The sequence below is a fragment of the Anaerobium acetethylicum genome, assembly GCF_900096945.1.
In the GTDB taxonomy this organism is placed as follows: domain Bacteria; phylum Bacillota; class Clostridia; order Lachnospirales; family Lachnospiraceae; genus Anaerobium; species Anaerobium acetethylicum.
In genome coordinates this window covers 22,448-42,864 of record NZ_FMKA01000031.1, presented here as the reverse complement: position 1 = coordinate 42,864, position 20,417 = coordinate 22,448, and the positions used below count along the sequence as shown (strand labels likewise).

Below are 20,417 nucleotides of genomic sequence, written 5' to 3'. Positions count from 1 at the left end.
TCAGCAAAAGCATAAAAGGAGCTTCAAAAAGTGATGCCATCAGCATAGCATAAAATGGCACTCCTGAATACGACGCCGAGTTTTGAATCACTTACACTATATCAAACCAATTTATGAATTCAAAGATAAGATTTTCCATGTACATTATAAAGATATTAAAGTGTATTTTGATAAATTAGATCAAGTTGGTATTATGGCCTATCCACTAGAGTTCATGTCTCCAAAGCTTCCAGGTCTTGGCGATGTTGATTGGGGCAAGTATGTAAGTGCGTTAACGGATATCGGGTATGACGGTTATACCTGTATAGAAGTAGAAGACAAAGCATTTGAGGGAAACCCGAAAAGGGTAATAGATAGTTTGAAATTAAGCAAAAAATATATGGAGCAGTTTGTAATCTAATCTACGGCATTCTTGGATAATGTAATTAAAAAGAACCAGCAATAGTGCAAATGAATCGGGTGGCTCCTAAAATGGTAACATATCTGTATTTCTAAGGGCCAATATGATAGAAAAATTGAAAGAAGCTAAAGTGTCCTCATAAAGATTTGAACATGAGCTGTGAGAAAGGAATGTGAATTATTATGAAGAAAATATCAGTACACTTGTCAGGAATGAACGAAGTGGTTCATTTTGTCAATGCAATAAATCAATTTGAGTGTAACTGTGACTTGTGCTGTGGTAGCTATTTTGTGGATGCAAAATCACTATTGGGAGTTGCAACGCTTCAGGGTTCTTCAAATACCGAATTGATCATACATGCTGATAGTGCGGATGTGTTAATACAAAGTATTGATCAGTATTGTTGTTAGCAGAAAAAATCAATCAGGGTTTTAAACAGGTTATAGATTGCAATGAAAAATCGTATGGAATTTAAAGATGGAGATTTCGGTCATGTGACGCTTATACTATATTTTAAGCGCACCTAAAAAAATAATGGAAGCGCCAGCACCGTGGGGAATTTCACATAGTGCCGGCGCTTCCGTATTTATGCGTCAAGCTATAATTTCACAAACTGTTTTTGCGCTGATCCTAAGATAGTCACACCAGGGTGTGCTTCTATCGTTATAAGAGAGAATATAGTTCACTGGCACACTTTCTGTGAAAGTGTGCCAGTGACATCAGGTTAGCGGTTTGGTTTGAACGTGCAGATGGATAATTGCAGAAGAACCTTTTCAAACGGAATACTCCTCTATCGAAGAAAATTTATTACGATACTGTTTCAAGGTCATTCCGGTACTGTTTTTAAAAAAATTGCCAAGATGACTTTGTGATGAAAAATTGAGATAGAAAGCAATATCGGCTGCCGCTTAATGTAATTACCGTCTTGAATTTTTTGATTTGTAAAATCAGGAAGACTACTCAATACTGTCAGCCGGTAGCATATGCTACCGGCACAATTCTTTATACAAATCATTTTGAAAAGGAAAGTCATTTTACGGTTCAACTTCTTTTTACCGCTCTTTCACATTTTCAAACAAAATTTACCATATATGAACTTTTTTAACTAATTATTACATAAAACATGCTATTTATTACAAAGTTAAAATGAAACATAAATTTTGTGGTATTGTAGAAAAGCCTACCATGCAAAGGGGGGATCAGACCTTAGTGATAAATATCTTTATGTTGAAATGTGAATACGTTTACTGACATACGAAATATCATGAATGGAAAACAAGTATAGGCGCATGCTTCAGAGCTTATGGCCTTTTGAAAGGGATGACAGCTTCGGTTCATATGAATAATCACTATATCTTTGAATAGTGTCGTTTCTCTTTATTGGCAACGATATGTTTGATTTTAAGGCAGTAGGAATAACAGGTGATAATCAACAATTTAAGAACGCATCCTTTCACTCAAAAAGCGCAGAAATTAGTAGGTCTATTAAGTATGGGGCAGAGCGTGCGGAATTAATGTACTGTCAAATGAATATGTAAATAGGCAGGGTTTAGCTTCAATTAAGGGATTTATATGTATGGATTCTAAGGATGAGAAAAGCATATGAAAGTTGATGTAGGATGGGGCAACTTTGTCATGTGCCAGAAGTATGCAAAGCGTAACTCGGGGAGGTGATCGTAGTGGAGAAGCTGCGGCCCGCTACCGGAAATGGTGGTATTGGAAAGCTGTAAGCAGAAATATCAGGTAAGGGCAATTGCGACTGAAAGGCTGCCGGCTAGAGGGAGGGGTATACATGACAAAGGATTATGTTTTAGAGGAGAATATGGAGTCGGAAGAGCTACTTACGGTGATTGAAAAATATACTGTAACACCGGAAATGATTTCCGATGAGATATTGCATAAAGCGAAGCGCCTGCTGCGAAATTACAGACATGCATTATGGAGCATAAAGAGCCATATTGATGAGAAGGAGGAATGCCAGCCTGTTATGAATCAGGATTTGAAGGATGTGACCGATATACTGGATAGATACGGTTACCATATAAATAATGGAAATCTTGATGAAAAGCTTCGGGAGATCCATGAAATAAGGCTCGTAGAGAAGATGATAGTTTTGGCAATGCAGAAGGTAATGGAGTATCCGGAAAAGGGGCCGGTTTATTGTGAAGTGCTGGAGCTGAATTATCTAGTGAAGAACGTCAATAAGGAAGATGACATCCTCCATCATCTGTCGCTTGCCAGGAGTACTTATTATAAATATAAGACAGAGGCTATTAAGATATTCGGATACTGCTTGTGGTATATTATCCTTCCGAATTTGAAGAAGATGAAACAGATTACCGTTCCAATCTATGGGAACAATGTGATCCAGGATTGATTCCCAGGTTTGCAGGGGGACTCGCTATGGACTTTTGCCGGACAGAATATGGACTATCCTCGGACTGTTTTCAGACTCTGCATATGTTACAATTGCCATGATGGAGACAGTCTCGCATTATATGGCATCTATAAATATTCAGGTAACAAATCCTCAGACCTTTACGGCCTGGGGTTTTTTTATGCCCTTTTTTAGGCTGCATAATGCATCTGTCTTCCAAATATCAGCAGAAAGAGTCGGTTACGGCTCTTTTTTGCGTTAAGGAGGAAACGCATTTGTATTATGACATTGCAGAAAGCGGAATGAGAATCAAGGCGGAAAGGCGCAGGAGGGGATTCACACAGGATATACTGTCTGAAAAGCTGAATATTTCGGTCAATGGACTTGCGAAAATTGAAAATGGGAAAAATGGGGCATCGGTTGATACGCTTGTCGCAATCTCGGCGCTTTTCGGGATTTCTATGGATTATTTAACCCATGGGGCAGTACTATCCATAGAGGAAAGGGTATCTATCCTGCTAAAAGGAAAAACTGAGAAGCAGATAGACCTGGCATTGAAAATTCTAAAAGGAATTCTGGAAAATATCGAGTAGAGCCAGATTATGCTTCCCAACCCGCAGTATTACTATGGGTCGGGAAGCAGTATTGGTTGGTTTAGGTAAGGCGATTTGTTTTGTATAATTTATTCATGGCTTAGGAATAAGCCGATGAAAACTGAATAGGACACCCATACGTCCGAAGTTTATCCTCACCTTCCAGAGCAATTCTGGCGGGCGGTACTAGCCCATTTCGTGCGACGATCAACCTGACATAAGGAATTCGTTTGTTCGCCTAAGGTTATGAGCAGAGGCTTGTATTCACCTGAATGAAGAGTCTATTCATTGTGTTACAGGGGTTAATGAGGTAAATCAGCACATGAATCTCAGCATTTTGCATTTTCATGGAAGCGTAATTCTTATATCCGGCCGGGACAGGCTCTGGCCGGGATATAGTGATGGTCGATGACAAGACCGTACATATGGGACCCGGCTGGGGGGGATTGAAAAAGGGAAGATGATTTACTGTTGTCTTCCCACGCAGGAGGATTTTCGGAAGTCTTTCTGCGTGAGAAGACAACATGCGCATGGAATTCTCAAGAAAACATGAAAGGTCAAAGCACAATAATGGAAGAACATGTAAGGATATGCATCTATGTCAGGTCAAATGACAGGAGCAGCAAGCTGGATACCAGGCTGGAAGAATTGCTGGAGTTTGCAAAGCAGCATTCGCTGAAGGTTACGAAATGCATTGTAGAAATCGACGAAGCCGGAGATATAAGCCGGGAAGGCATCAAACAACTGCTTAGGGGACTGTGTGACGGGGAGTACGAAATGATTCTCATCACGTCCATCGACACGATTACGAAATGCGGGAAGGAGATACACTCTTTTCTGGAAACGGTGGAACGGTATGGAAAAAGCCTGTATTCCGTAGGAGACGGCAAAAAACTGACGATCAATAGCTACAGCATTTCGTAACAGGCAGTCCGTACATCAAATGCCTTGGCATTGGTAAAATACCGGGAAAGGAGGAATCCATGTTATGGAACATGACTGGATAGGAAAAGAATGGCGTTATTCAGAAAAGAAATCATGAAAGAAACATCAGACAACATCACTGATGCATCAGAAATCGATGAGGGACAGACCGCAGATCCTATTCTGTCAGGAACCAGCGAAAAAACGGAAGCAGAACAAGATGATGAAACGATACTGGATGATGTCATCAATCATTTCGTCCATGTGGAAAAAAGGTCGCTGAACATGATGCAGCGCGGCATGAAGACGAAGGAGGATTTCCTAAAGGAAGTCGAAGCGTTCATGCAGCATTGCAAAGTTCAAAAAGAACAGATCCAGCGGGTCAGCGGCAAATTTGAAAAATTCATCTGGGGATATCATGTACTGGAGAGCCTGATCTATGACGAATCCATTTCGGATATCAAGGTCCTGAATGAGGACAATATCCGTATAAAGAGGTACGGGAACCGCCTTACATCGGATGTGAAATTCAGAAGCAGGGAAGACTACAGACGGTTTGTGGATCTGGTTGCAGTAAAGAACATGACAAACTTAAGCGACATCAACGCGATACAGAATTTTACGGATAAGGACAGCTGTAACACTTCCATCCTCCGCTTCAACATTGCGACGGCATACGTCAATTCGGTGGACATACCATACCTTCATATCCGGAAAATACCAAAAAACAAGCCGAGCATGGAAAAGCTGATTCAGGCAGGGATGCTGACGAAAGAAAAGGCTGAGTATCTGAAGCGGCAGGCAGTAGAGGCTTCGGGTATCCTTTTCACGGGAAAGGGGGCTAGCGGAAAGACGACGCTGATGAATGTGATGCTGGAGAAGATTCCTCATGACAGGAGCGGCCTGGTGATTCAGGAAAATGAGGAGCTGTTCTCAAAGAGCCATCCGGATCTGATGTTCCAGCATGTAGTGACATCAAAGGGCGAAGGGAAGATCCAGTATGGACTGAAGGATCTGGCAAGGAACGGACTTCTTACGGACCTCGATTATTTCATCATCGGAGAAGTGAAGGGAGGTGAAGCCTTATATCTGCTGAATGCAAGCTATACCGGTCATAAGTGCTGGGCAAGCGTGCACGGCATGAATTCCACCCAGGCACTGGATAAGCTTGCAGACTACATCAAGTACGAGAGCGACTATTCTAAGGAAGATGCCATGAAAATGCTGGCCGGCATTAAGACGGTCGTATATATGGAGAATTTCATGGTGAAGGAAATATCAGAAGTAGCTGGATGGAATGAGGAGCATCACAGGATGGATTACAGGAGGATATTTTAGGGAGGTGATAAAAAAATGGGATGGATACAGCCCTTTGCTAATGAAGCAGCCATGTTGATGAAGATACTGCTTCTCCTGTGTCTGGGGATGTCAATTGATTTTCTGATCAGGCTGATGGCACAGAACAGGGTCATCGAAAAGTCAGCGGCGGAGATTTACAAAAAGACCAGGATGCTTTCGGAAGAAAGACAGGACAAAGAGAACCAGCTGCAGAAAGAAGAGGGGAACCAGGAGAAAGTGGAGTTCCTGTACCATCTGGACCAGATGATGGAGCAGAGCAGCCTGAAGAAATGGCTTACCTTCCTGAATACGGAGTTCTATATCCTTGGCGTAATGATAGCCGGTGCAGGAGCTGCCATGTTGGCGGAATCCCTGACGGGGATGTGGATATTCGGGGTTCTGGGCATGCTTGCAATCATCGTAGCGGCATATCTGCTGATCTATATTCTGGCAGGCATCAATTACAGGAGGGTTGAAAAGAACATCATTACATTCTGCAACCTGCTTGAAAACTACAGCAAGTCAAATGATGATATCGTGAGCATATTCCGCTATACGGTGCCGTATCTGGAGGAACCTCTGAAATCTTATGTCATGGATTTTACATCAGAGGCCTATAACACGGGGGATATCGGAACTGCATTTAAGAATCTGACCAGCAAGGTGGAGCATGAAAAATTCAGGGATATCATCCGGAACATCGACATCTGCTCAAGGCATGAGGCAAATTATGAGGCCATTATCGCAGACAACAGGACGATGCTGAAGGAATACCTGAAAGGAAAGGAAGAGAGGAAGTCAATCATCAATAACGGAAGGCTGGAGATAGGGATACTTCTTTTGAGCTGCGGACTGATCATCTGGATGTTTCGGGGATTTGTCGACGGAATGGCAGGCCTCCTGCTTGGGACGTTCATTGGAAACATGATCCTGCTGTACTGCGGGATGGTATTACTGCTTTGTGCCTGGGTGATGATTTCCTTCGACAAGGGATAAAATACAATTCTTAAAATCAGAAAACAAAAGGCGGTGTGAATTTGGATATAGTGAGGATGACGGAGTACGGGGTTCAGTGCAGCATGGCTTTTCTAAGCCTGCAGGCTTATTTTATTATCTACTGCATAACAGAAAGGGTGGACAGGATATCATGCATGACGAAAGAAATGCTGCGAAAGAGCATGGCTGCAAGCAGAGTGAACTACTTCAATTATGACAGAATCGCCCTGTATCTGTCGAGGCATGGAGCTGAGTTCATGCTGAATGCAAGGGCGGACCCAGTGGCATTCATTCTGGTAAAGACGGTTCTGGCTGCATTTTTGGCAGTAATCGGATTTATGGAAGGAAACGTGCTGCTGACGGTATTGCTGGCAGTAGCCGGATTTTTTGCAGCAGACCTTATACTCAAGGTGTCAAATGACAGTGATAATGAAAGGATGCTCAATGACATCAAGCAGATTTACGATACCCTCAAAATCCAGACAAGGGCAGGTGTGTTTTTGACGGAATCCCTGACAGAATGCTATCTGACAGTAAAGAGCAGACGTCTGAAGAGCGCCCTGCTGGAACTGAATAATCAGATAATCATGAAAAAAGATATTGAATCGGCAATAGACATGTTCAATATCCGGTTTAAGAACAGCTATATCGATACGTTCTGCATTGTAATCAGGCAGTCGTTAAAAAGCGGAAAGAGCATCCAGATTCTGGAGGATCTTTCGACGCAGGTAACAGACATCCAGCAGGCGGTTGCCAGAAAGGAAAAGGCAAGGCTGGAAGGGAAGATAGAAGTTCTGCAGCTCCTGGTATTTATCGGGGTGCTTGCGGTATGCATGTATTCCCTGGCAATCGAGCTGGGAGGAGCACTGCTAGGGTTTTAGAAATAAACATGGAAACTTCACGTGTCGGTTTAGACATGGACAAAAAACGAAACTATTCAGGGTTATGTCCTTTACAACACGAATGAATGAACCGTTAGCAACAACCAAACTAAATTTCGGGAGGAAAAGAGAATGAGGAATATGAAAGTAATGGCAGAAAACGTAACAGGTAAAATGAAAGGAAAATTATTGACGAAAAAGAGAGGCGGAAAGGAAATTCTGATGGAACTTGGGCTTTCCCTGGTGGCAGTCGTTCTTCTTATCTTATTCAGAGACCAGATCAAGATCGTACTGGAAACCATCATAGCGCTGGTTTCTACAAAAATCCAAGCATTATTCACAATGTAGTCATGAACAGCAAGGTGCTTTTTCCCTTTGGGAGGAAGCGCCTTGAAATATGTGAATCGAGGTGGCATTCATTGAAACTAGCAAGGAAGAAACAGGGAAGCATGCTGAAGCTTGTGGCAGTCCTGATTTCTGTAGTGGTGACAGGCATCATTAGTATTGCAATGGTATCCTTTTACGGCGACATGGATAAGAAAGACCGGGTTGACATTACGGCAAGGGAATATCTGCTCTCCATGGAGACAAAAGGATATCTTGTAGAAGAGGATAAGGAGCAGATGCTTCTTGCCCTGGCGGAGCTGGGGATGACCAATATCTCGCTTTCCGGAACGACTCTTGCAGAGGCGGGATACGGAAATAAGGTGACCCTTGAGATTACCGGAGAAATTGAGATGACATCTTATACGGTTCTTGAAAATCTTGACTTAAGAAAAAAGATGCAGACAATCCCGGTCCACGTAAAGAAAAGCTCAACGGCCAAGTATTGAAGATGGGAGGAGTCCATATGAAGAAGAAAAGCGGGAGTCTGGAGTACCTCATCGGACTGATGATGATCACAATTCTCTGCATCCTCGTGCTTTTCGGATACCGGATGCATGTGATAAAGACGACGAAAAATTACGTGGAAGACGGGCTTGCGGCATCGAATCTTGCAGCTGCAGTCATTGATTTGAAAGAATACGGAGCAACAAACAGGATTTTTGTGGATGGTTTTTCGAAAGCATATGGCAGATATAAGGAAGCGCTGGCGGATAACCTGAACCTGGATGCGGATTTTATGCCGGAGGATGACAGGCTCATCTGCGGCAGGGTGATAGTCGAAGAGTTTGCTGTTTACGAAGTCAGTGAAGATGAGATTGCAGTGACCAGTTTGGATGAAAACGGCATCATTTCGAAAAAAGTGTATCCGGATATGGCAGGGAGGATGACGACGCCGGATGGAGCTCTGATCACAACCGCAACCATCTACAGCAGAATCGGATTTCTGTTAACTGGTTATTCAGATGCAACCTATTATGTCCACAAGGAAAACAGCGTTGATATTACTGACTGATATGGGAGATGGAGGATGTTGGATGAAAAAGGATAAGGAAGGTATAAAAAAGAAGAAAGGGAATAAGGATCTGAAACGGATGGCAGTCAGTTTTTTCGTGGCAGCTGTCCTTTTTGTTTCCCTCATGTCTCTTGAAAGGAGCATTCTGAATAAGGAGAAGACCGTATCCGCTATAAAAGCGGCTGTCGAGATTCAGGAAGGAATGGTTATCACAAAGGGAAACGTGAAAGAGTTGTTTGTAGAAACGAAGATACCGGGAGGACTGGCGGTCGATGGAACCATAGCCAGCATGGACCAACTTATCGGACAGATTACGACGAAGGACATGAAAACGAACATGATCGTATATGAGGACGCTGTCATCCCTAAGGAAGACGTGCTCGCTGATATAGAAGATCCCATTGAAGCCAGCATTCTGGTGAATGACATTTCCCAGGTGGTAGGAGGCATTTTAAGGGAAGGGGATCTGGTTTCCATTGCTGTAGTTGATGATTCAACAGGCACGAATGAGGAGATATTCGACAGGGTATATGTAACGAAGGCACTCAACAGCAGCGGCAAGGAAACTGCAAAAGGAGATTCGGAGACATCCGCAGTGGTATTGAACCTCATCATCGATAAGAAGGATGAGGCACGTCTGAACGAGAAAATCAGCCTGGGCACAGTGCGGGTCAGCAAGCTGCACGGAGCATACTGACCAAGAAAAGCGGCAGGCAAAGAAATCCAGATATACATGCACGAATAAGATACAGGAATAAGACACAGGAATAAGATACAGAAATAAGACACAGGAATAAGATACAGGAATAAGATACAGGAATAAGACATATGAACAAGATATACGAATAGAAAAATACCAGGAAAGGAGGAACGCCGGGCGTGAATGGAAGAAGAACAGTTAGAAAAAAGATAGCATCAAAAATCGTAGGACTGCTGATTTCTGCAGCGATTTTTAGCGGACTTGTATTTTTTTGCGGAAACAAAGCTGAAGCCGGAAGCCTTGACAATGCATATGAATTTTCAATCTCCTATTTGAACAGTAAAGTCATAGTGTCAGACAACTATTTCTATTTGGGGACATCTGCAAAGATTGGAACCAGCGGAACACGCTACCGCACCATAGGATGGTCCATTACTTCGAACGCAGGACATTACATTGAATGTGCCGTAGGAGGTTCCATAACACACATAAGCCAGGCGACTGTAGGAGGATATCAGTATGACCTTTACCGGATTCCCATGGCCGAAGTCATAAGACAGATGCAGTCCAAATGGCCGGATGCCGGAAATGTAAGCTGGCTGAACGGCGTGCTCAGGGGTACGACATCATCGCACTTTACCTTCAATGCAATCATGACAAAGGTAAATTACGGAACGGCACAGGGGACCATGGGCGACTCCGCAAACGGATATGCTTATTACAGCGGCTCCGTATGCAGGACCCAGAACGATATTGCCGCCTATATGGACCTTCCGGCAGCGGTTTTTATCGGATACTTTAATCTCGGCGTGGACATACCGGCGTCACAGCTACCGACCATCGACAATACGGGGATATGGATGGACCAGAGGGAATGCACATATTCTGTAGGAAACAGAACCTACTGGGTAAGGACAAAAGCAGGCATCGCTTTGAACTTCGACAGCATAGCCAGCTATTCTTCAGATTATTACCAGCCGAATTTTGCGAGCTTTAACGTGCTGAATGAAAACGGCTCCTCCGTTCTGGAGCATATCGATCTGGAGACCGGGCAGGGCGCATATGCATCAAGCGGCATGGAAAGCCTCCAGACTTATTATGATATTGCAGATGGGATTGTGCCGACAGCTGCATGGCAGAGACGGGAAGGAAATACGTCTGTATTAAAGACAAGAATCGAATGCTATATCCCGTATAACGACTGGACGATGCATGTATTCCCGCACTCCAGGGTGTATGGCAACGGCGCCCTTAACGGACTGGCTGATTACTGGATCAGCGCGGAATGTGCCGGCTATGACTGGAACAAGAGCATAACCCTGAAGTCGGACGGGACGCCGCCGGCAGGTACGCAAACAGAGATTAAAAATGCCAATCCCACCGGATATGATGTATATATCTACGGGGTGTCCGATTCCCAGTCAGGGGTAAAATCAGTCCTGGTTCCGACCTGGACGGCAGCAAACGGGCAGGACGACATCCGATGGTATACGGCGGCGAACCTGGGAAATGGAACCTGGTATTACCACGTAACGGCAAGCGGCCACAGTAACGAAGGAGGGCGGTATATCAGCCATGTCTACGCATACGACAATGTCAATAATGTTCAGTGTATCGGGGCTGCGGAAACGACAATCGACCAGATACCGCCTGTCATCAGCGGTGAAAGGAACATAGGATGGACCAGAAAAGCGGCATTATCCCTGTCGGCAACGGATGAGGGAGGGAGCGGGCTGAAAGGAATTGTGCTTTCAACAGATAACTACATGGAGATTGTAGAAGGTCTGTACCGGTATGGGCTGAACAGAACTGCGTCCCAGGATGAAATCCTGTACTGGCTGACAAAGGCAGTGGAGGAGGATCTTTCAAGAGAAATCCTTGTCCGGCAGGTGGTTTCCAGTCCGGAATTTACAGGCAGGAATTACAGCAATCAGGAATATATCGAAATCCTGTACAGGGCGGTCCTTGGCAGGGCTCCGGACGGGGCTGGGCTGAAATACCATACGGATAAGCTGAATGCATCGAAGGACAGGGCGGCAGCCCTGAAGGAATTCACGGAAAGCCAGGAATTCAGGAAGAGAATAAGCCAGACAAAGGCTGCATCAGGTTATTCGCAGGTTGACTATTCTATACTGACAGAAGGAATCACGTTCTACCAGGCAATAGCAGAGGACAATGCAGGCAATACCGCTTCGAAATACGCCCTGGTGAAACTGGATGTCACAGCGCCTGATGGGGATGCAACTGCTGCATATACGGGATCCGTGCTGGAACTGAATGTAAAAAATGTCATTGAGAAACACTCGGGGGTGCAGAAGGTATGGGCAGAAATTATTGATAAGGCAGATGTAGAGATATCCATGACAAAGGAGCTGGATGCCACAGGCACCGACAGCTATGCAGCATCCGTAACAAGTCCTGATCTTGCAGGATATAATGGAATCCATGTCATCATAAAGGCATCGGACAAGGCAGGAAACGTTGGAGTCCTTTTAGAAAAGGATATATATCTGCTAGGAGTAACAGCAACGGTCGCAAGGGTCCTGTCGCCACATGAACCTTGCTTTGCGGGAGGGGAAAAAGGAATTCTCAGGATTGCAACAACCGGATTTGCTGAAAAGGTCATAGTGACTTTTCCGGCATCCATAACGGCCCTTGATGCATCCCTGGACAGGGAAATCATCCTGACGCCTAAGGCAACAGATTCCATGGAGTATGAATTCTTTGTTCCGGTTATGGCGCAGGATGGTGCTTATGAAATAACAGTGACGGCTTACAAAGGATCGCTGACTGATACCTCAGAACCGTCGTTTACTGTGGCAGGTTCTATCCTGGATAAGCTAAGAACCAGGATCAGGACCCATTAAGGGAGGGGAAATGAAAGATGTTATGGCGATTGCCTGCACTACGGTAATAATGCTGATTCAGATGGCGGCCATGTTCTGGACCATAAAAAAGGCGGACACAGAGGTCCTGATCATCCTGGGGAAAAAGGACCGTCATCTTATGGTTGCGGCTGCAGTCGTAGCGGCTTCCGCCTTCTATATGAGGTACGGTTTGGAAGGAGAATACTACTTGTATGCGTTTCTGACAGGATACCTGTTAGTCACTGCCTTTATCGACAGGCTCACCATGCAGGTATATTCCGTCTTCAACCTGGCTGCGGGAGCTATAGGCGCCGGATATCTGATTTATCAGGCATTGCAGGGCAGACAGATGGAGACGGCCTTCATCTGTCTGGCTGTGTATGCGCTGCTGGTCAGAGTGCAGACCAGGACAGGCATGTATGGAGAAGGGGATGGAGAAATTTACATCGTGGTTTCCCTGTTTCTGTGCTCCAGGGAATATGAACTGCCTTTGCTGTATCTGCTTTATAATATGATACTTGCGGCTCTTATATTCATGGTTTCGAACAGGAGACAGCTTGATCTAAGAAGATGGAAAATGAAAGAAGAGGCGGCATTTGCGCCGAGTATAGCGGCGGCAACGATTCTGTTGCTGCTGTTATGACAACAGTACGATTCGGGATTGATTTCAGGGGGGAAAGGCGGGCTGAATATGATGGGAACAGAAAACGCATCAAAGGACTTTGCACTGGCAAATGGGACTGGAAATTTTGAAATCCCTATTTGGAGAAAATATATATTATCCGTTCAGGAAGCATCAGATTATTTCCATATCGGATATAAGAAGCTTAGGAAAATAATAGACGAGAATCCAAATGCAGATTTTATTTTATGGAATGGAACAAGACCGCAGATAAAGCGAAAGCTGTTTGAAAAATATATTGACGAATTCTTAAGCGCTATTTAACAGATGTTTGGATAGATTCAGAGCAAGATTTATGGTATTATTTGTATATCATAGTTTGGCTCTTTTATTATGAAAGGAGCAATGAATATGCCGGAGGTAAGACGCGACAGTAAAGGCCGCAAGTTATGGAATGGCGAGAGCCAACGTAAAGATGGGAAATACGAATATAAATATCAGGATGCTTTTGGAAATAGAAAAACGGTATACAGTTGTAAGTTGACAAATTCCGATCCAGTTCCGAAAGGCAGCCGTAATGATTCGTCTCTCAGAGAAAAAGAAAAGCAAATACAAAGGAATTTTTACAATGAGGCAATAAACGATGGCGAGCATGTTATTGTACTTGACCTGATTAAAAAATATGTGTCTCAAAAGCGGGGCGTAAGGCATAATACCAAAGCTAATTATAATTTTGTGATCAACATTATTGCGAAAGAGGAGTTTGGAAATAGGCGAATTGATAAGGTCAAATTTTCGGACGCAAAGGCATGGTTGATCAAGCTGCAGGATGATGGCAGAGGCTACAGTACGATCCATTCTGTCCGGGGAGTTGTCAGGCCGGCATTTCAGATGGCAGTAGAGGACGACCTGCTTCGAAAAAATCCTTTTGATTTTCAACTGAACACTGTTGTCGTGAATGATAGTGTGACGAGGGAAGCGCTTACAAGGAAACAGGAAAAAGCATTTCTGGATTTTGTTAAGAATGACAGGCACTTTTCAAAATATTATGAAGGTATCTTTATCCTGTTTAAGACAGGGCTGCGTATCTCAGAGTTTGTGGGGCTGACTATAGGTGATATCGACTTCAAGAACGCAATAATCACCGTGGATCATCAGCTGCAGAGGACGAGAAATATGAAGTACGTTATTCAGGATACGAAAACAACAAGCGGGACAAGAAAGATTCCTATGACGGAAGAGGTCGGTGAATGTTTTCGGGACATTATTAAAAACAGAAAGCGGCTGAGGACCGAACCGATGGTCGATGGCAAAAGCGGATTCCTGTATCTGGATAGAAATGACATGCCTATGGTGGCACTCCATTGGGAAAAGTATTTCAAACATATTTGTAATAAATACAATGATCTCTATAAAGTGCCGATGCCGAAAGTAACACCGCATGTATGCAGGCATACGTTTTGCAGCAATATGGCAAAGGCTGGATTGAACCCGAAGACTCTTCAATACATCATGGGACATAGTGATATCGGCGTGACGCTGAATACTTATACACATGTGGGATTTGAAGATGTCAGTGCCGAAATGATAGCGGTATGTAAGAACCAGAAAATGGAACTTATGAAAGCCTGTAATGAATAGGCGAAAAACCACTGTCGTAAAACTTTTTTATTTTACGACAGTTTTACGACACTTGATGGAAAATCCATGCCGATTTATGCTAAATTATACCATAAAAAGGAGAAACAGCCTCTGCCGTAAAATGGCCGAAAAGCCCGTAAAATCAAGGAAAACAAGCATTTAAAAGGAGTTTTGATAGATGATAAAAATAATGATGGTGTGCCACGGCAACATATGCCGTTCACCAATGGCAGAATTTGTGTTTAACGATCTGGTTAAAAAGAGAGGCCTCGACGGCATGCTGATGGCCGTCTCATCGGCCATCAGCCGTGAAGAAATCGGCAATCCGGTCCACCACGGAACCAGACGGAAACTGGCGGAATACGGCATCTCCACAGCGGGCAAGCATGCTGTACAGCTTCGAAAAGAGGACTACGGGAAGTATGATTATCTGGTGGGTATGGAACAGACAAATATAAGGAATATGCAAAGAATCGTGGGGCAGGATACAGACCATAAGATTGCAAGGCTCCTGGATTTTTGCGACAGTCCAAGGGACATTGCAGATCCGTGGTATACAGGGGATTTCGACAGGACATACGCGGATGTATTAGAGGGATGTGAAGCGATGCTGACATATCTGTTGGACCAGGATACGATATGAAGAATATCTTAAAGCTGGAAATTTATGACGGCTTCAGGTGTACAGGCGGCAGCTGCGATTTCACATGCTGCGAGGGATGGGATATTGTTGTTGATGATGCCACCAATAAGAAATGGGAAACGAAGTCGGAGCATCCCGGTTATCTTGTGCGACAAGTGATATCGAAACAGGGTGATGCCGGAACGCAGAACTTTATTAAAATGGGGCCTCGCAAATGCTGCCCTTTTTTGAATGAAAGTGGTCTCTGCAGTATCTGTGAGGAATTCGGCGAAGATTACATGCCTGAAACATGCAGAAAATTTCCGAGACAGGAAAACAGATTCGGGAAACTGCGGGAATTTTCGCTTTCCTGCGGGTGTCCGGAAGTGGTTGAAATGATAAACAGGATCAGCGGCCAGATCAAGATTGAATTTGAAGGCGATCGTGACACTTTGCTTTGTGAAGGGATGATTGACGCCGGTCAATCAGATACTGTTAGTCCGACTGCACATTCTGGGCAGAGCGTGTTCTCACATGGGACGAACGTTCCGATGAGGGAATATCTGCCGCCAGCCTACGCAATCCGAGAAGCAATATTGAATATGATACAGAACCGTGAAATTCCCATTCTGGAACGTTTCTATTCTGCGTTCAATATGCTTTTAAACATAAAAAACCAATCCGGCGCAAACGAAGAATCCGCTGCAGCTGAAGAAGCTGGTGCAACCGAAGAATCAAGTGCAGCCAAAGAACCAGGCGGAACAGGAGAAAAAGGCGGTCATGAAAATACGATCCGTGCATCAATCACAGAGATCAATGACCTTTTTCTTGATGTCGTTCAGAATTACAGGAACGAAGAAAGCTTCGGCTACTACCTGCATGATATAGCCGAGCTGGCAGAAACGCTGGAAACAGATGCAGTCTCAGCAGTATGGGATGCTTTCAAAGCAGAATTCAGCCACTACGACAGGCTTTTGGAAAACTGTATGGTTTCAAAGGTTTTTGGCACCTGCGTCAGTGACGATATTGAGGAAATGATCATGTCGTTTCAGATGGCGGTTACGGAATATGTCATGGTCAGATATTCGTGCTTTCTGATCTGGCTGATCAATGGGAAGAAAAAAATCGAATATGATGATGTGCGGGATTACATAGTGGCATATTCAAGAATAATCGGATACAATATAGAAGGCATGAAGGAGTTCTGGGACGAACGCTTTGAAAAAACAGTGTGGGAGCCCGGATATATGCTGCAGCTGATCAGCTGAAACATCACTGTTTCGAATTGATCGTGAAAACAGGGATGAAAAAAGATTGCAGGACAGACAAGGAGAACAGAAATAATGGTAAAGAGTGAAATAACAGAAATCAAAAAACAGTTTTCCCATGAGAAAACTTCTATCACAAAAATATGCGGCTGCTATGTCAACGGAGAAAAGGAAATCAAGACGAAGCTTTCGGAAGCATTCCTGTGCCTGCCGGAGGAAGAGACTTTCAAATATTTTGAAATATTTAAAAAGACCCTGTCAGGAACGCTTGGCAAGAACCTGATCAATATGGATTTCCCCACATCATCGGAATTCTATGGAGGCACACAGGATTTTCTCATGAAATTGAGAAAAAGCGAACTGAAAGATGAGACACTCGTCGAGGAATTTTATGAAAAGATAATCCAGACATATGAATATGTAGGAAACTACCTGATTCTGCTGGTGTTTGCCGCCTACGATATTCCGGGAAAGACAAGCGACAAGATCGAGATGGATGATGCTTCTGACGAGGTATACAGCTACATCCTCTGTTCCATATGTCCGGTTAACCTTTCAAAGCCGGGCTTGAGCTATCATGATGAAACAAACATGTTTCACCAGCGCATCCAGGACTGGGTCGTGGAAATGCCGCTGAATGGATTTTTATTCCCGGCCTTTAATGACAGGAGCACAGATATACACAGTACCTTGTATTATTCAAAAAAACCGGAAGAGCTGCATGAAGAACTGATCAACCAGATTCTCGGATGCGAGATTCCACTGTCTGCAGGTGTGCAGAAGGAGGCTTTTCAGACGCTGATTGAAGAGACCCTCGGTGAGGACTGCGATTACGAGATTGTTAAAAATATCCATGATATGCTGAATGAAATCATCGATGAGCACAAGGATGTACCGGAACCGGTCGTTCTGGTAAAAGCAGAGGTGAAGCGCATCTTTTCCGAAAGCGGTGTCGATGATGAGAAACTGGAAAATTTTGACGAGCATTACGAACAGCTGGCAGGAGAGAAAGCATCCCTGATGGCCGAGAATGTTGTAAATACAAAGGTTTTTGAGGTTAAGACACCGGATATCGTGATCAAGATAAATCCGGACCGTACGGATCTTGTGGAGACGAAAATGGTTGATGGCCGTAAATGCCTGGTAATTGAAATCAACGATCAGGTTCAGGTAAACGGAATATCTGTAAAGATGATCTAGATCTTTTTGGGTTACTGTTCACTTTGTGGGCAGTAACCTTTTTTCATATCACTCTGTGGCCAGTAACCTTTTTCTTGACATCATTACCAGTGGCTTATATAATTTTTGTAGCAATTCAGGTCTGCGAACAGCTGCCTGACTTTCAATATGAAGAGATTAAGGAGATAATATATGGACTTTAAGAATGTTACGGTAGTTAAGAAAGCAAATGTATATTTTGATGGAAAAGTTACAAGCCGAACTGTTTTATTTGAGAATGGCGAACGCAAGACCCTTGGATTTATGATGGCTGGAGAGTATGAGTTCAGCACTGCGGCAAGTGAAAATATGGAGATCCTTGGCGGTGATATGTCGGTCATGCTGCCGGGAGAGACAGAATACACATTGTATACAGCCGGACAGAATTATGATGTGCCAGCTGATTCAAGCTTTAAGATGATCGTTGAGAAATATGTGGACTACTGCTGCTCATACAAATAACGTAACTATTCAGGACTACGTTCTTCACAGTCACATATGAGGCACACAAATTGCAAAATCAGCAATTTGATGATAACAGTAATCATTATTATTTTGGGATTGATTTACTTTTACAATCGTGTTATAATATAATGGTTCAAAGTTATTTGAATAAATTGATAATTATATGATGGAGGTGCTATTTATGAAGAAATACGAATGTCCATGTGGTTATGTGTATGATCCTGAAGCAGGCGATCCAGATAACGGAGTTGCTCCAGGTACAGCTTGGGAAGATGTTCCTGAAGACTGGGTTTGCCCTGTATGCGGTCTTGATAAAGACGCGTTTACAGAAATATAAGATGAAAATGGTTCAGGTGTGGCTTTTTGTCACACCTGAACGTTTTTTCTATTTATGGAGAAAATAAAAGAAAAACGATTCGGAGGGAAGAATCATGAACAATAATGCATTCAGGAATCTGTCATATGGAGTTTATATCATTTCAACCTGGGACGGAGAACGTCCAACCGGCTGCACGGCAAACAGTGCTATGCAGATCACATCAAGTCCTGCAACGATTGCAATCAGCATCAACCATGACAACTATACAAACCAGTGCATTGAAAAGAGCGGCAGATTTGCAATTTCCATTCTTGCAGAAGATTCGGATCCGTCAATTATCGGAACCTTCGGCTTCCAGACAGGAAAAGACGTTAACAAGTTCGATTCCGTCGCTTATGAAGTGCGCGGAGAGATGCCGGTGGTAAAAGAAGGTTGCGCATATGTTACATGCGAGGTCATCAATAAGATGGAAACGGATACCCATACTGTTTTCCTTGGAAAAGTAGTAGATGCAGATGTACTTTCTGCAGGCGTACCGATGACCTACGCATATTATCATAAGGTCGTAAAAGGGAAGAGTCCTAAGAATGCGCCAACTTATATTGCGGAGGAGCCAAAGGAAGAAACGAAGGAAGAAGCCAAAAGCATAAAATACGTCTGCAGCGTATGCGGATATGTTTATGATGGCGATATCCCATTTGAAGAGCTGCCAGACGATTATAAGTGTCCGATATGCAAAAAGCCGAAAGCGGTTTTTGTGAAAAAAGAAGTATAGATTAATCGGACTCAGCAGAACTGAAACAGAAAAAAATCACGCAGGCGACTGTTAGTGAATCACAATGTGCCCCTCATGGTTTGGAAGAAACATGAGGGGCACATTTTATATAATCCGTCAGTATGCCAAGGCAGTTCTTTCCCGGCAGATGCAATGCTGCCGGATTAGAAAAGTTCTGGCTTTAATATGGTCATATGCCGGTGTTCGAACCGGATCAGGTCATCCTGCTGCATGCGCTGAAGCTCCCTGGAGACGGACGGTCTGGCAACGCCCAGTATATCAGCGATTTCAGTTTTCGAGTGGGGAAGTTCAAAGACCGGGCTGCCAGCCTTTCGGGATTCCCCCGCCAGGTAGATGAGCAGCCTTGTCCGGACATCCTTGTGAGCCAGTATTTTTATGGTGTTTTTAAATTCTGAGATACGGTTTGATAAAAAAGCAATATAGTTCGTACTGAACACGTCGCTTGCCTTCAGCAGCTTTTCTGTCTGGTCAAAAGGAACATAGAATATGGTTGAGTCAGAAGAGCTGGTCAGGCTGAATTTGTAACGTGGATTTGAAGAGAACAGAAGCGCCTCGCCAAAACTATTGTTTTTTTCCAGAATTTTAACGGTCACTACATTTCCTTCTGAGGTTGCCTGCTGGACCGCAAGGGAGCCCTCAAGGACAAAACCGATGGACCTGCATAAATCCTCCTCCTGGATGATAACGGTGTTCCTGGGATATCTGCTTAATATACAGTAGTTCAAATCCAGAAGGTTCTCCAAATCTGAAGAACTAAGCCCATTGAATAAATCTGCTTTTGACAATTTACTGATGTATTGATGCATTTTTACCTCCTGAGTGTAACCGTAGTTACATATTTTTGTGATTAGATTTATTATACTATAAACATATGATTAGTGTCAGATAATTTAAGCTAATTATCACGAAGTGGTAATAAGGTTATGAGCAAGTAGCGTAAGCGGATTGAGAACATCCGTTTTGACTGTCTGTCGCTGATTAGATGAGTATG

At 43.7% G+C, this 20,417-nt stretch carries 23 protein-coding genes and 1 pseudogene; 22 read left to right on the top strand and 2 right to left on the bottom strand.

Going from position 1 to position 20,417, the window contains the following annotated elements; translation table 11 throughout:
* Window positions 1–91: 91 nt before the first annotated feature.
* Window positions 92–400 (top strand): annotated as a pseudogene (locus tag BJR36_RS16335) (sugar phosphate isomerase/epimerase family protein); the annotation flags it as partial.
* Window positions 401–582: 182 nt separating this feature from the next.
* Complete coding sequence (locus BJR36_RS21195; protein ID WP_091236343.1) at window positions 583–810, top strand: HPr family phosphocarrier protein; 228 nt, start codon at window positions 583–585, stop codon at window positions 808–810.
* Window positions 811–1,173: 363 nt separating this feature from the next.
* On the opposite strand, the gene BJR36_RS21190 is transcribed toward BJR36_RS21195, so the two are convergent.
* Window positions 1,174–1,296 carry a hypothetical protein gene (locus tag BJR36_RS21190; RefSeq protein WP_408605736.1) on the bottom strand — a complete coding sequence of 41 codons (123 nt, stop codon included), beginning with the start codon at window positions 1,294–1,296 and terminating at the stop codon, window positions 1,174–1,176.
* An 896-nt stretch (window positions 1,297–2,192) separates the two neighbouring features.
* Here BJR36_RS21190 and BJR36_RS16325 point away from each other — a divergent pair.
* The 20 genes from BJR36_RS16325 (at window position 2,193) to BJR36_RS16230 (ending at window position 19,405) form a co-directional block, all read left to right on the top strand.
* Window positions 2,193–2,777, top strand: coding sequence for a hypothetical protein (locus tag BJR36_RS16325; protein WP_091236341.1), 585 nt, complete (start codon window positions 2,193–2,195; stop codon window positions 2,775–2,777).
* A gap of 275 nt (window positions 2,778–3,052) precedes the next feature.
* The gene (locus BJR36_RS16320) at window positions 3,053–3,370 is read left to right on the top strand and encodes a helix-turn-helix domain-containing protein (protein ID WP_169823753.1); all 318 of its coding nucleotides are present in this window, start codon (window positions 3,053–3,055) and stop codon (window positions 3,368–3,370) included.
* A 549-nt stretch (window positions 3,371–3,919) separates the two neighbouring features.
* On the top strand, window positions 3,920–4,294 hold the full coding sequence (locus BJR36_RS16315; protein ID WP_139133572.1) for a recombinase family protein: 375 nt from the start codon (window positions 3,920–3,922) through the stop codon (window positions 4,292–4,294).
* A 114-nt stretch (window positions 4,295–4,408) separates the two neighbouring features.
* On the top strand, window positions 4,409–5,632 hold the full coding sequence (locus BJR36_RS16310; protein WP_169823751.1) for an ATPase, T2SS/T4P/T4SS family: 1,224 nt from the start codon (window positions 4,409–4,411) through the stop codon (window positions 5,630–5,632).
* Window positions 5,633–5,647: 15 nt separating this feature from the next.
* Complete coding sequence (locus BJR36_RS16305; protein ID WP_091236333.1) at window positions 5,648–6,628, top strand: hypothetical protein; 981 nt, start codon at window positions 5,648–5,650, stop codon at window positions 6,626–6,628.
* A gap of 50 nt (window positions 6,629–6,678) precedes the next feature.
* On the top strand, window positions 6,679–7,509 hold the full coding sequence (locus BJR36_RS16300; RefSeq protein ID WP_330387968.1) for a type II secretion system F family protein: 831 nt from the start codon (window positions 6,679–6,681) through the stop codon (window positions 7,507–7,509).
* 132 nt (window positions 7,510–7,641) lie between these two features.
* On the top strand, window positions 7,642–7,857 hold the full coding sequence (locus BJR36_RS16295; RefSeq protein ID WP_091236330.1) for a hypothetical protein: 216 nt from the start codon (window positions 7,642–7,644) through the stop codon (window positions 7,855–7,857).
* A 71-nt stretch (window positions 7,858–7,928) separates the two neighbouring features.
* Entirely contained in the window at window positions 7,929–8,342 is a 414-nt protein-coding gene (locus BJR36_RS16290; RefSeq protein WP_091236328.1) for a hypothetical protein, read from the top strand.
* 17 nt (window positions 8,343–8,359) lie between these two features.
* Complete coding sequence (locus BJR36_RS16285) at window positions 8,360–8,908, top strand: hypothetical protein (RefSeq protein WP_091236326.1); 549 nt, start codon at window positions 8,360–8,362, stop codon at window positions 8,906–8,908.
* Window positions 8,909–8,930: 22 nt separating this feature from the next.
* Window positions 8,931–9,605 carry a CpaB family protein gene (locus BJR36_RS16280; RefSeq protein ID WP_091236324.1) on the top strand — a complete coding sequence of 225 codons (675 nt, stop codon included), beginning with the start codon at window positions 8,931–8,933 and terminating at the stop codon, window positions 9,603–9,605.
* 182 nt (window positions 9,606–9,787) lie between these two features.
* Window positions 9,788–12,475, top strand: a complete 2,688-nt coding sequence (locus tag BJR36_RS16275; RefSeq protein ID WP_091236322.1) for a GBS Bsp-like repeat-containing protein — start codon at window positions 9,788–9,790, stop codon at window positions 12,473–12,475.
* Between the two features lie 10 nt (window positions 12,476–12,485).
* Window positions 12,486–13,118, top strand: a complete 633-nt coding sequence (locus BJR36_RS16270) for a prepilin peptidase (RefSeq protein ID WP_091236321.1) — start codon at window positions 12,486–12,488, stop codon at window positions 13,116–13,118.
* 48 nt (window positions 13,119–13,166) lie between these two features.
* Window positions 13,167–13,421, top strand: coding sequence for an excisionase (locus BJR36_RS16265; RefSeq protein ID WP_242875631.1), 255 nt, complete (start codon window positions 13,167–13,169; stop codon window positions 13,419–13,421).
* Between the two features lie 87 nt (window positions 13,422–13,508).
* A complete protein-coding gene (locus BJR36_RS16260) occupies window positions 13,509–14,738 on the top strand; it encodes a site-specific integrase (RefSeq protein ID WP_091236319.1) in 1,230 nt (409 codons plus the stop codon).
* A gap of 178 nt (window positions 14,739–14,916) precedes the next feature.
* Window positions 14,917–15,381, top strand: a complete 465-nt coding sequence (locus tag BJR36_RS16255; RefSeq protein ID WP_139133571.1) for a low molecular weight protein-tyrosine-phosphatase — start codon at window positions 14,917–14,919, stop codon at window positions 15,379–15,381.
* Entirely contained in the window at window positions 15,378–16,628 is a 1,251-nt protein-coding gene (gene fliB, locus BJR36_RS16250; RefSeq protein ID WP_091236317.1) for a flagellin lysine-N-methylase, read from the top strand. Before BJR36_RS16255 ends, fliB begins: the two co-directional genes overlap by 4 nt.
* 75 nt (window positions 16,629–16,703) lie before the next feature.
* Complete coding sequence (locus BJR36_RS16245; protein ID WP_091236316.1) at window positions 16,704–17,828, top strand: DUF4317 domain-containing protein; 1,125 nt, start codon at window positions 16,704–16,706, stop codon at window positions 17,826–17,828.
* A gap of 171 nt (window positions 17,829–17,999) precedes the next feature.
* Window positions 18,000–18,308 carry a pyrimidine/purine nucleoside phosphorylase gene (gene ppnP / locus BJR36_RS16240; protein WP_091236314.1) on the top strand — a complete coding sequence of 103 codons (309 nt, stop codon included), beginning with the start codon at window positions 18,000–18,002 and terminating at the stop codon, window positions 18,306–18,308.
* A 184-nt stretch (window positions 18,309–18,492) separates the two neighbouring features.
* Window positions 18,493–18,648 (top strand): rubredoxin, encoded by a 156-nt coding sequence (gene rd, locus BJR36_RS16235; protein WP_091236313.1) that lies wholly within the window; start codon window positions 18,493–18,495, stop codon window positions 18,646–18,648.
* Window positions 18,649–18,742: 94 nt separating this feature from the next.
* A complete protein-coding gene (locus BJR36_RS16230) occupies window positions 18,743–19,405 on the top strand; it encodes a flavin reductase (RefSeq protein WP_091236311.1) in 663 nt (220 codons plus the stop codon).
* A gap of 164 nt (window positions 19,406–19,569) precedes the next feature.
* Here the strand turns inward: BJR36_RS16230 and BJR36_RS16225 are convergent, their stop codons facing one another.
* Window positions 19,570–20,232 carry a Crp/Fnr family transcriptional regulator gene (locus tag BJR36_RS16225; RefSeq protein WP_091236309.1) on the bottom strand — a complete coding sequence of 221 codons (663 nt, stop codon included), beginning with the start codon at window positions 20,230–20,232 and terminating at the stop codon, window positions 19,570–19,572.
* Between the last annotated feature and the right edge of the window lie 185 nt (window positions 20,233–20,417).

What these genes read in the sequence shown, in the direction of transcription:
- BJR36_RS16295 (WP_091236330.1), top strand. Translation starts at nt 7,642, where the DNA reads ATGAGGAATATGAAAGTAATGGCAGAAAACGTAACAGGTAAAATGAAA.
- fliB (WP_091236317.1), top strand. Translation starts at nt 15,378, where the DNA reads ATGAAGAATATCTTAAAGCTGGAAATTTATGACGGCTTCAGGTGTACA.
- BJR36_RS16260 (WP_091236319.1), top strand. Translation starts at nt 13,509, where the DNA reads ATGCCGGAGGTAAGACGCGACAGTAAAGGCCGCAAGTTATGGAATGGC.
- BJR36_RS16230 (WP_091236311.1), top strand. Translation starts at nt 18,743, where the DNA reads ATGAACAATAATGCATTCAGGAATCTGTCATATGGAGTTTATATCATT.
- ppnP (WP_091236314.1), top strand. Translation starts at nt 18,000, where the DNA reads ATGGACTTTAAGAATGTTACGGTAGTTAAGAAAGCAAATGTATATTTT.
- BJR36_RS16280 (WP_091236324.1), top strand. Translation starts at nt 8,931, where the DNA reads ATGAAAAAGGATAAGGAAGGTATAAAAAAGAAGAAAGGGAATAAGGAT.
- rd (WP_091236313.1), top strand. Translation starts at nt 18,493, where the DNA reads ATGAAGAAATACGAATGTCCATGTGGTTATGTGTATGATCCTGAAGCA.
- BJR36_RS16305 (WP_091236333.1), top strand. Translation starts at nt 5,648, where the DNA reads ATGGGATGGATACAGCCCTTTGCTAATGAAGCAGCCATGTTGATGAAG.
- BJR36_RS16325 (WP_091236341.1), top strand. Translation starts at nt 2,193, where the DNA reads ATGACAAAGGATTATGTTTTAGAGGAGAATATGGAGTCGGAAGAGCTA.
- BJR36_RS16225 (WP_091236309.1), bottom strand. Translation starts at nt 20,232, where the DNA reads ATGCATCAATACATCAGTAAATTGTCAAAAGCAGATTTATTCAATGGG.
- BJR36_RS16315 (WP_139133572.1), top strand. Translation starts at nt 3,920, where the DNA reads ATGAAAGGTCAAAGCACAATAATGGAAGAACATGTAAGGATATGCATC.
- BJR36_RS16245 (WP_091236316.1), top strand. Translation starts at nt 16,704, where the DNA reads ATGGTAAAGAGTGAAATAACAGAAATCAAAAAACAGTTTTCCCATGAG.
- BJR36_RS16270 (WP_091236321.1), top strand. Translation starts at nt 12,486, where the DNA reads ATGAAAGATGTTATGGCGATTGCCTGCACTACGGTAATAATGCTGATT.
- BJR36_RS21195 (WP_091236343.1), top strand. Translation starts at nt 583, where the DNA reads ATGAAGAAAATATCAGTACACTTGTCAGGAATGAACGAAGTGGTTCAT.
- BJR36_RS16310 (WP_169823751.1), top strand. Translation starts at nt 4,409, where the DNA reads ATGAAAGAAACATCAGACAACATCACTGATGCATCAGAAATCGATGAG.
- BJR36_RS16285 (WP_091236326.1), top strand. Translation starts at nt 8,360, where the DNA reads ATGAAGAAGAAAAGCGGGAGTCTGGAGTACCTCATCGGACTGATGATG.
- BJR36_RS16265 (WP_242875631.1), top strand. Translation starts at nt 13,167, where the DNA reads ATGATGGGAACAGAAAACGCATCAAAGGACTTTGCACTGGCAAATGGG.
- BJR36_RS16255 (WP_139133571.1), top strand. Translation starts at nt 14,917, where the DNA reads ATGATAAAAATAATGATGGTGTGCCACGGCAACATATGCCGTTCACCA.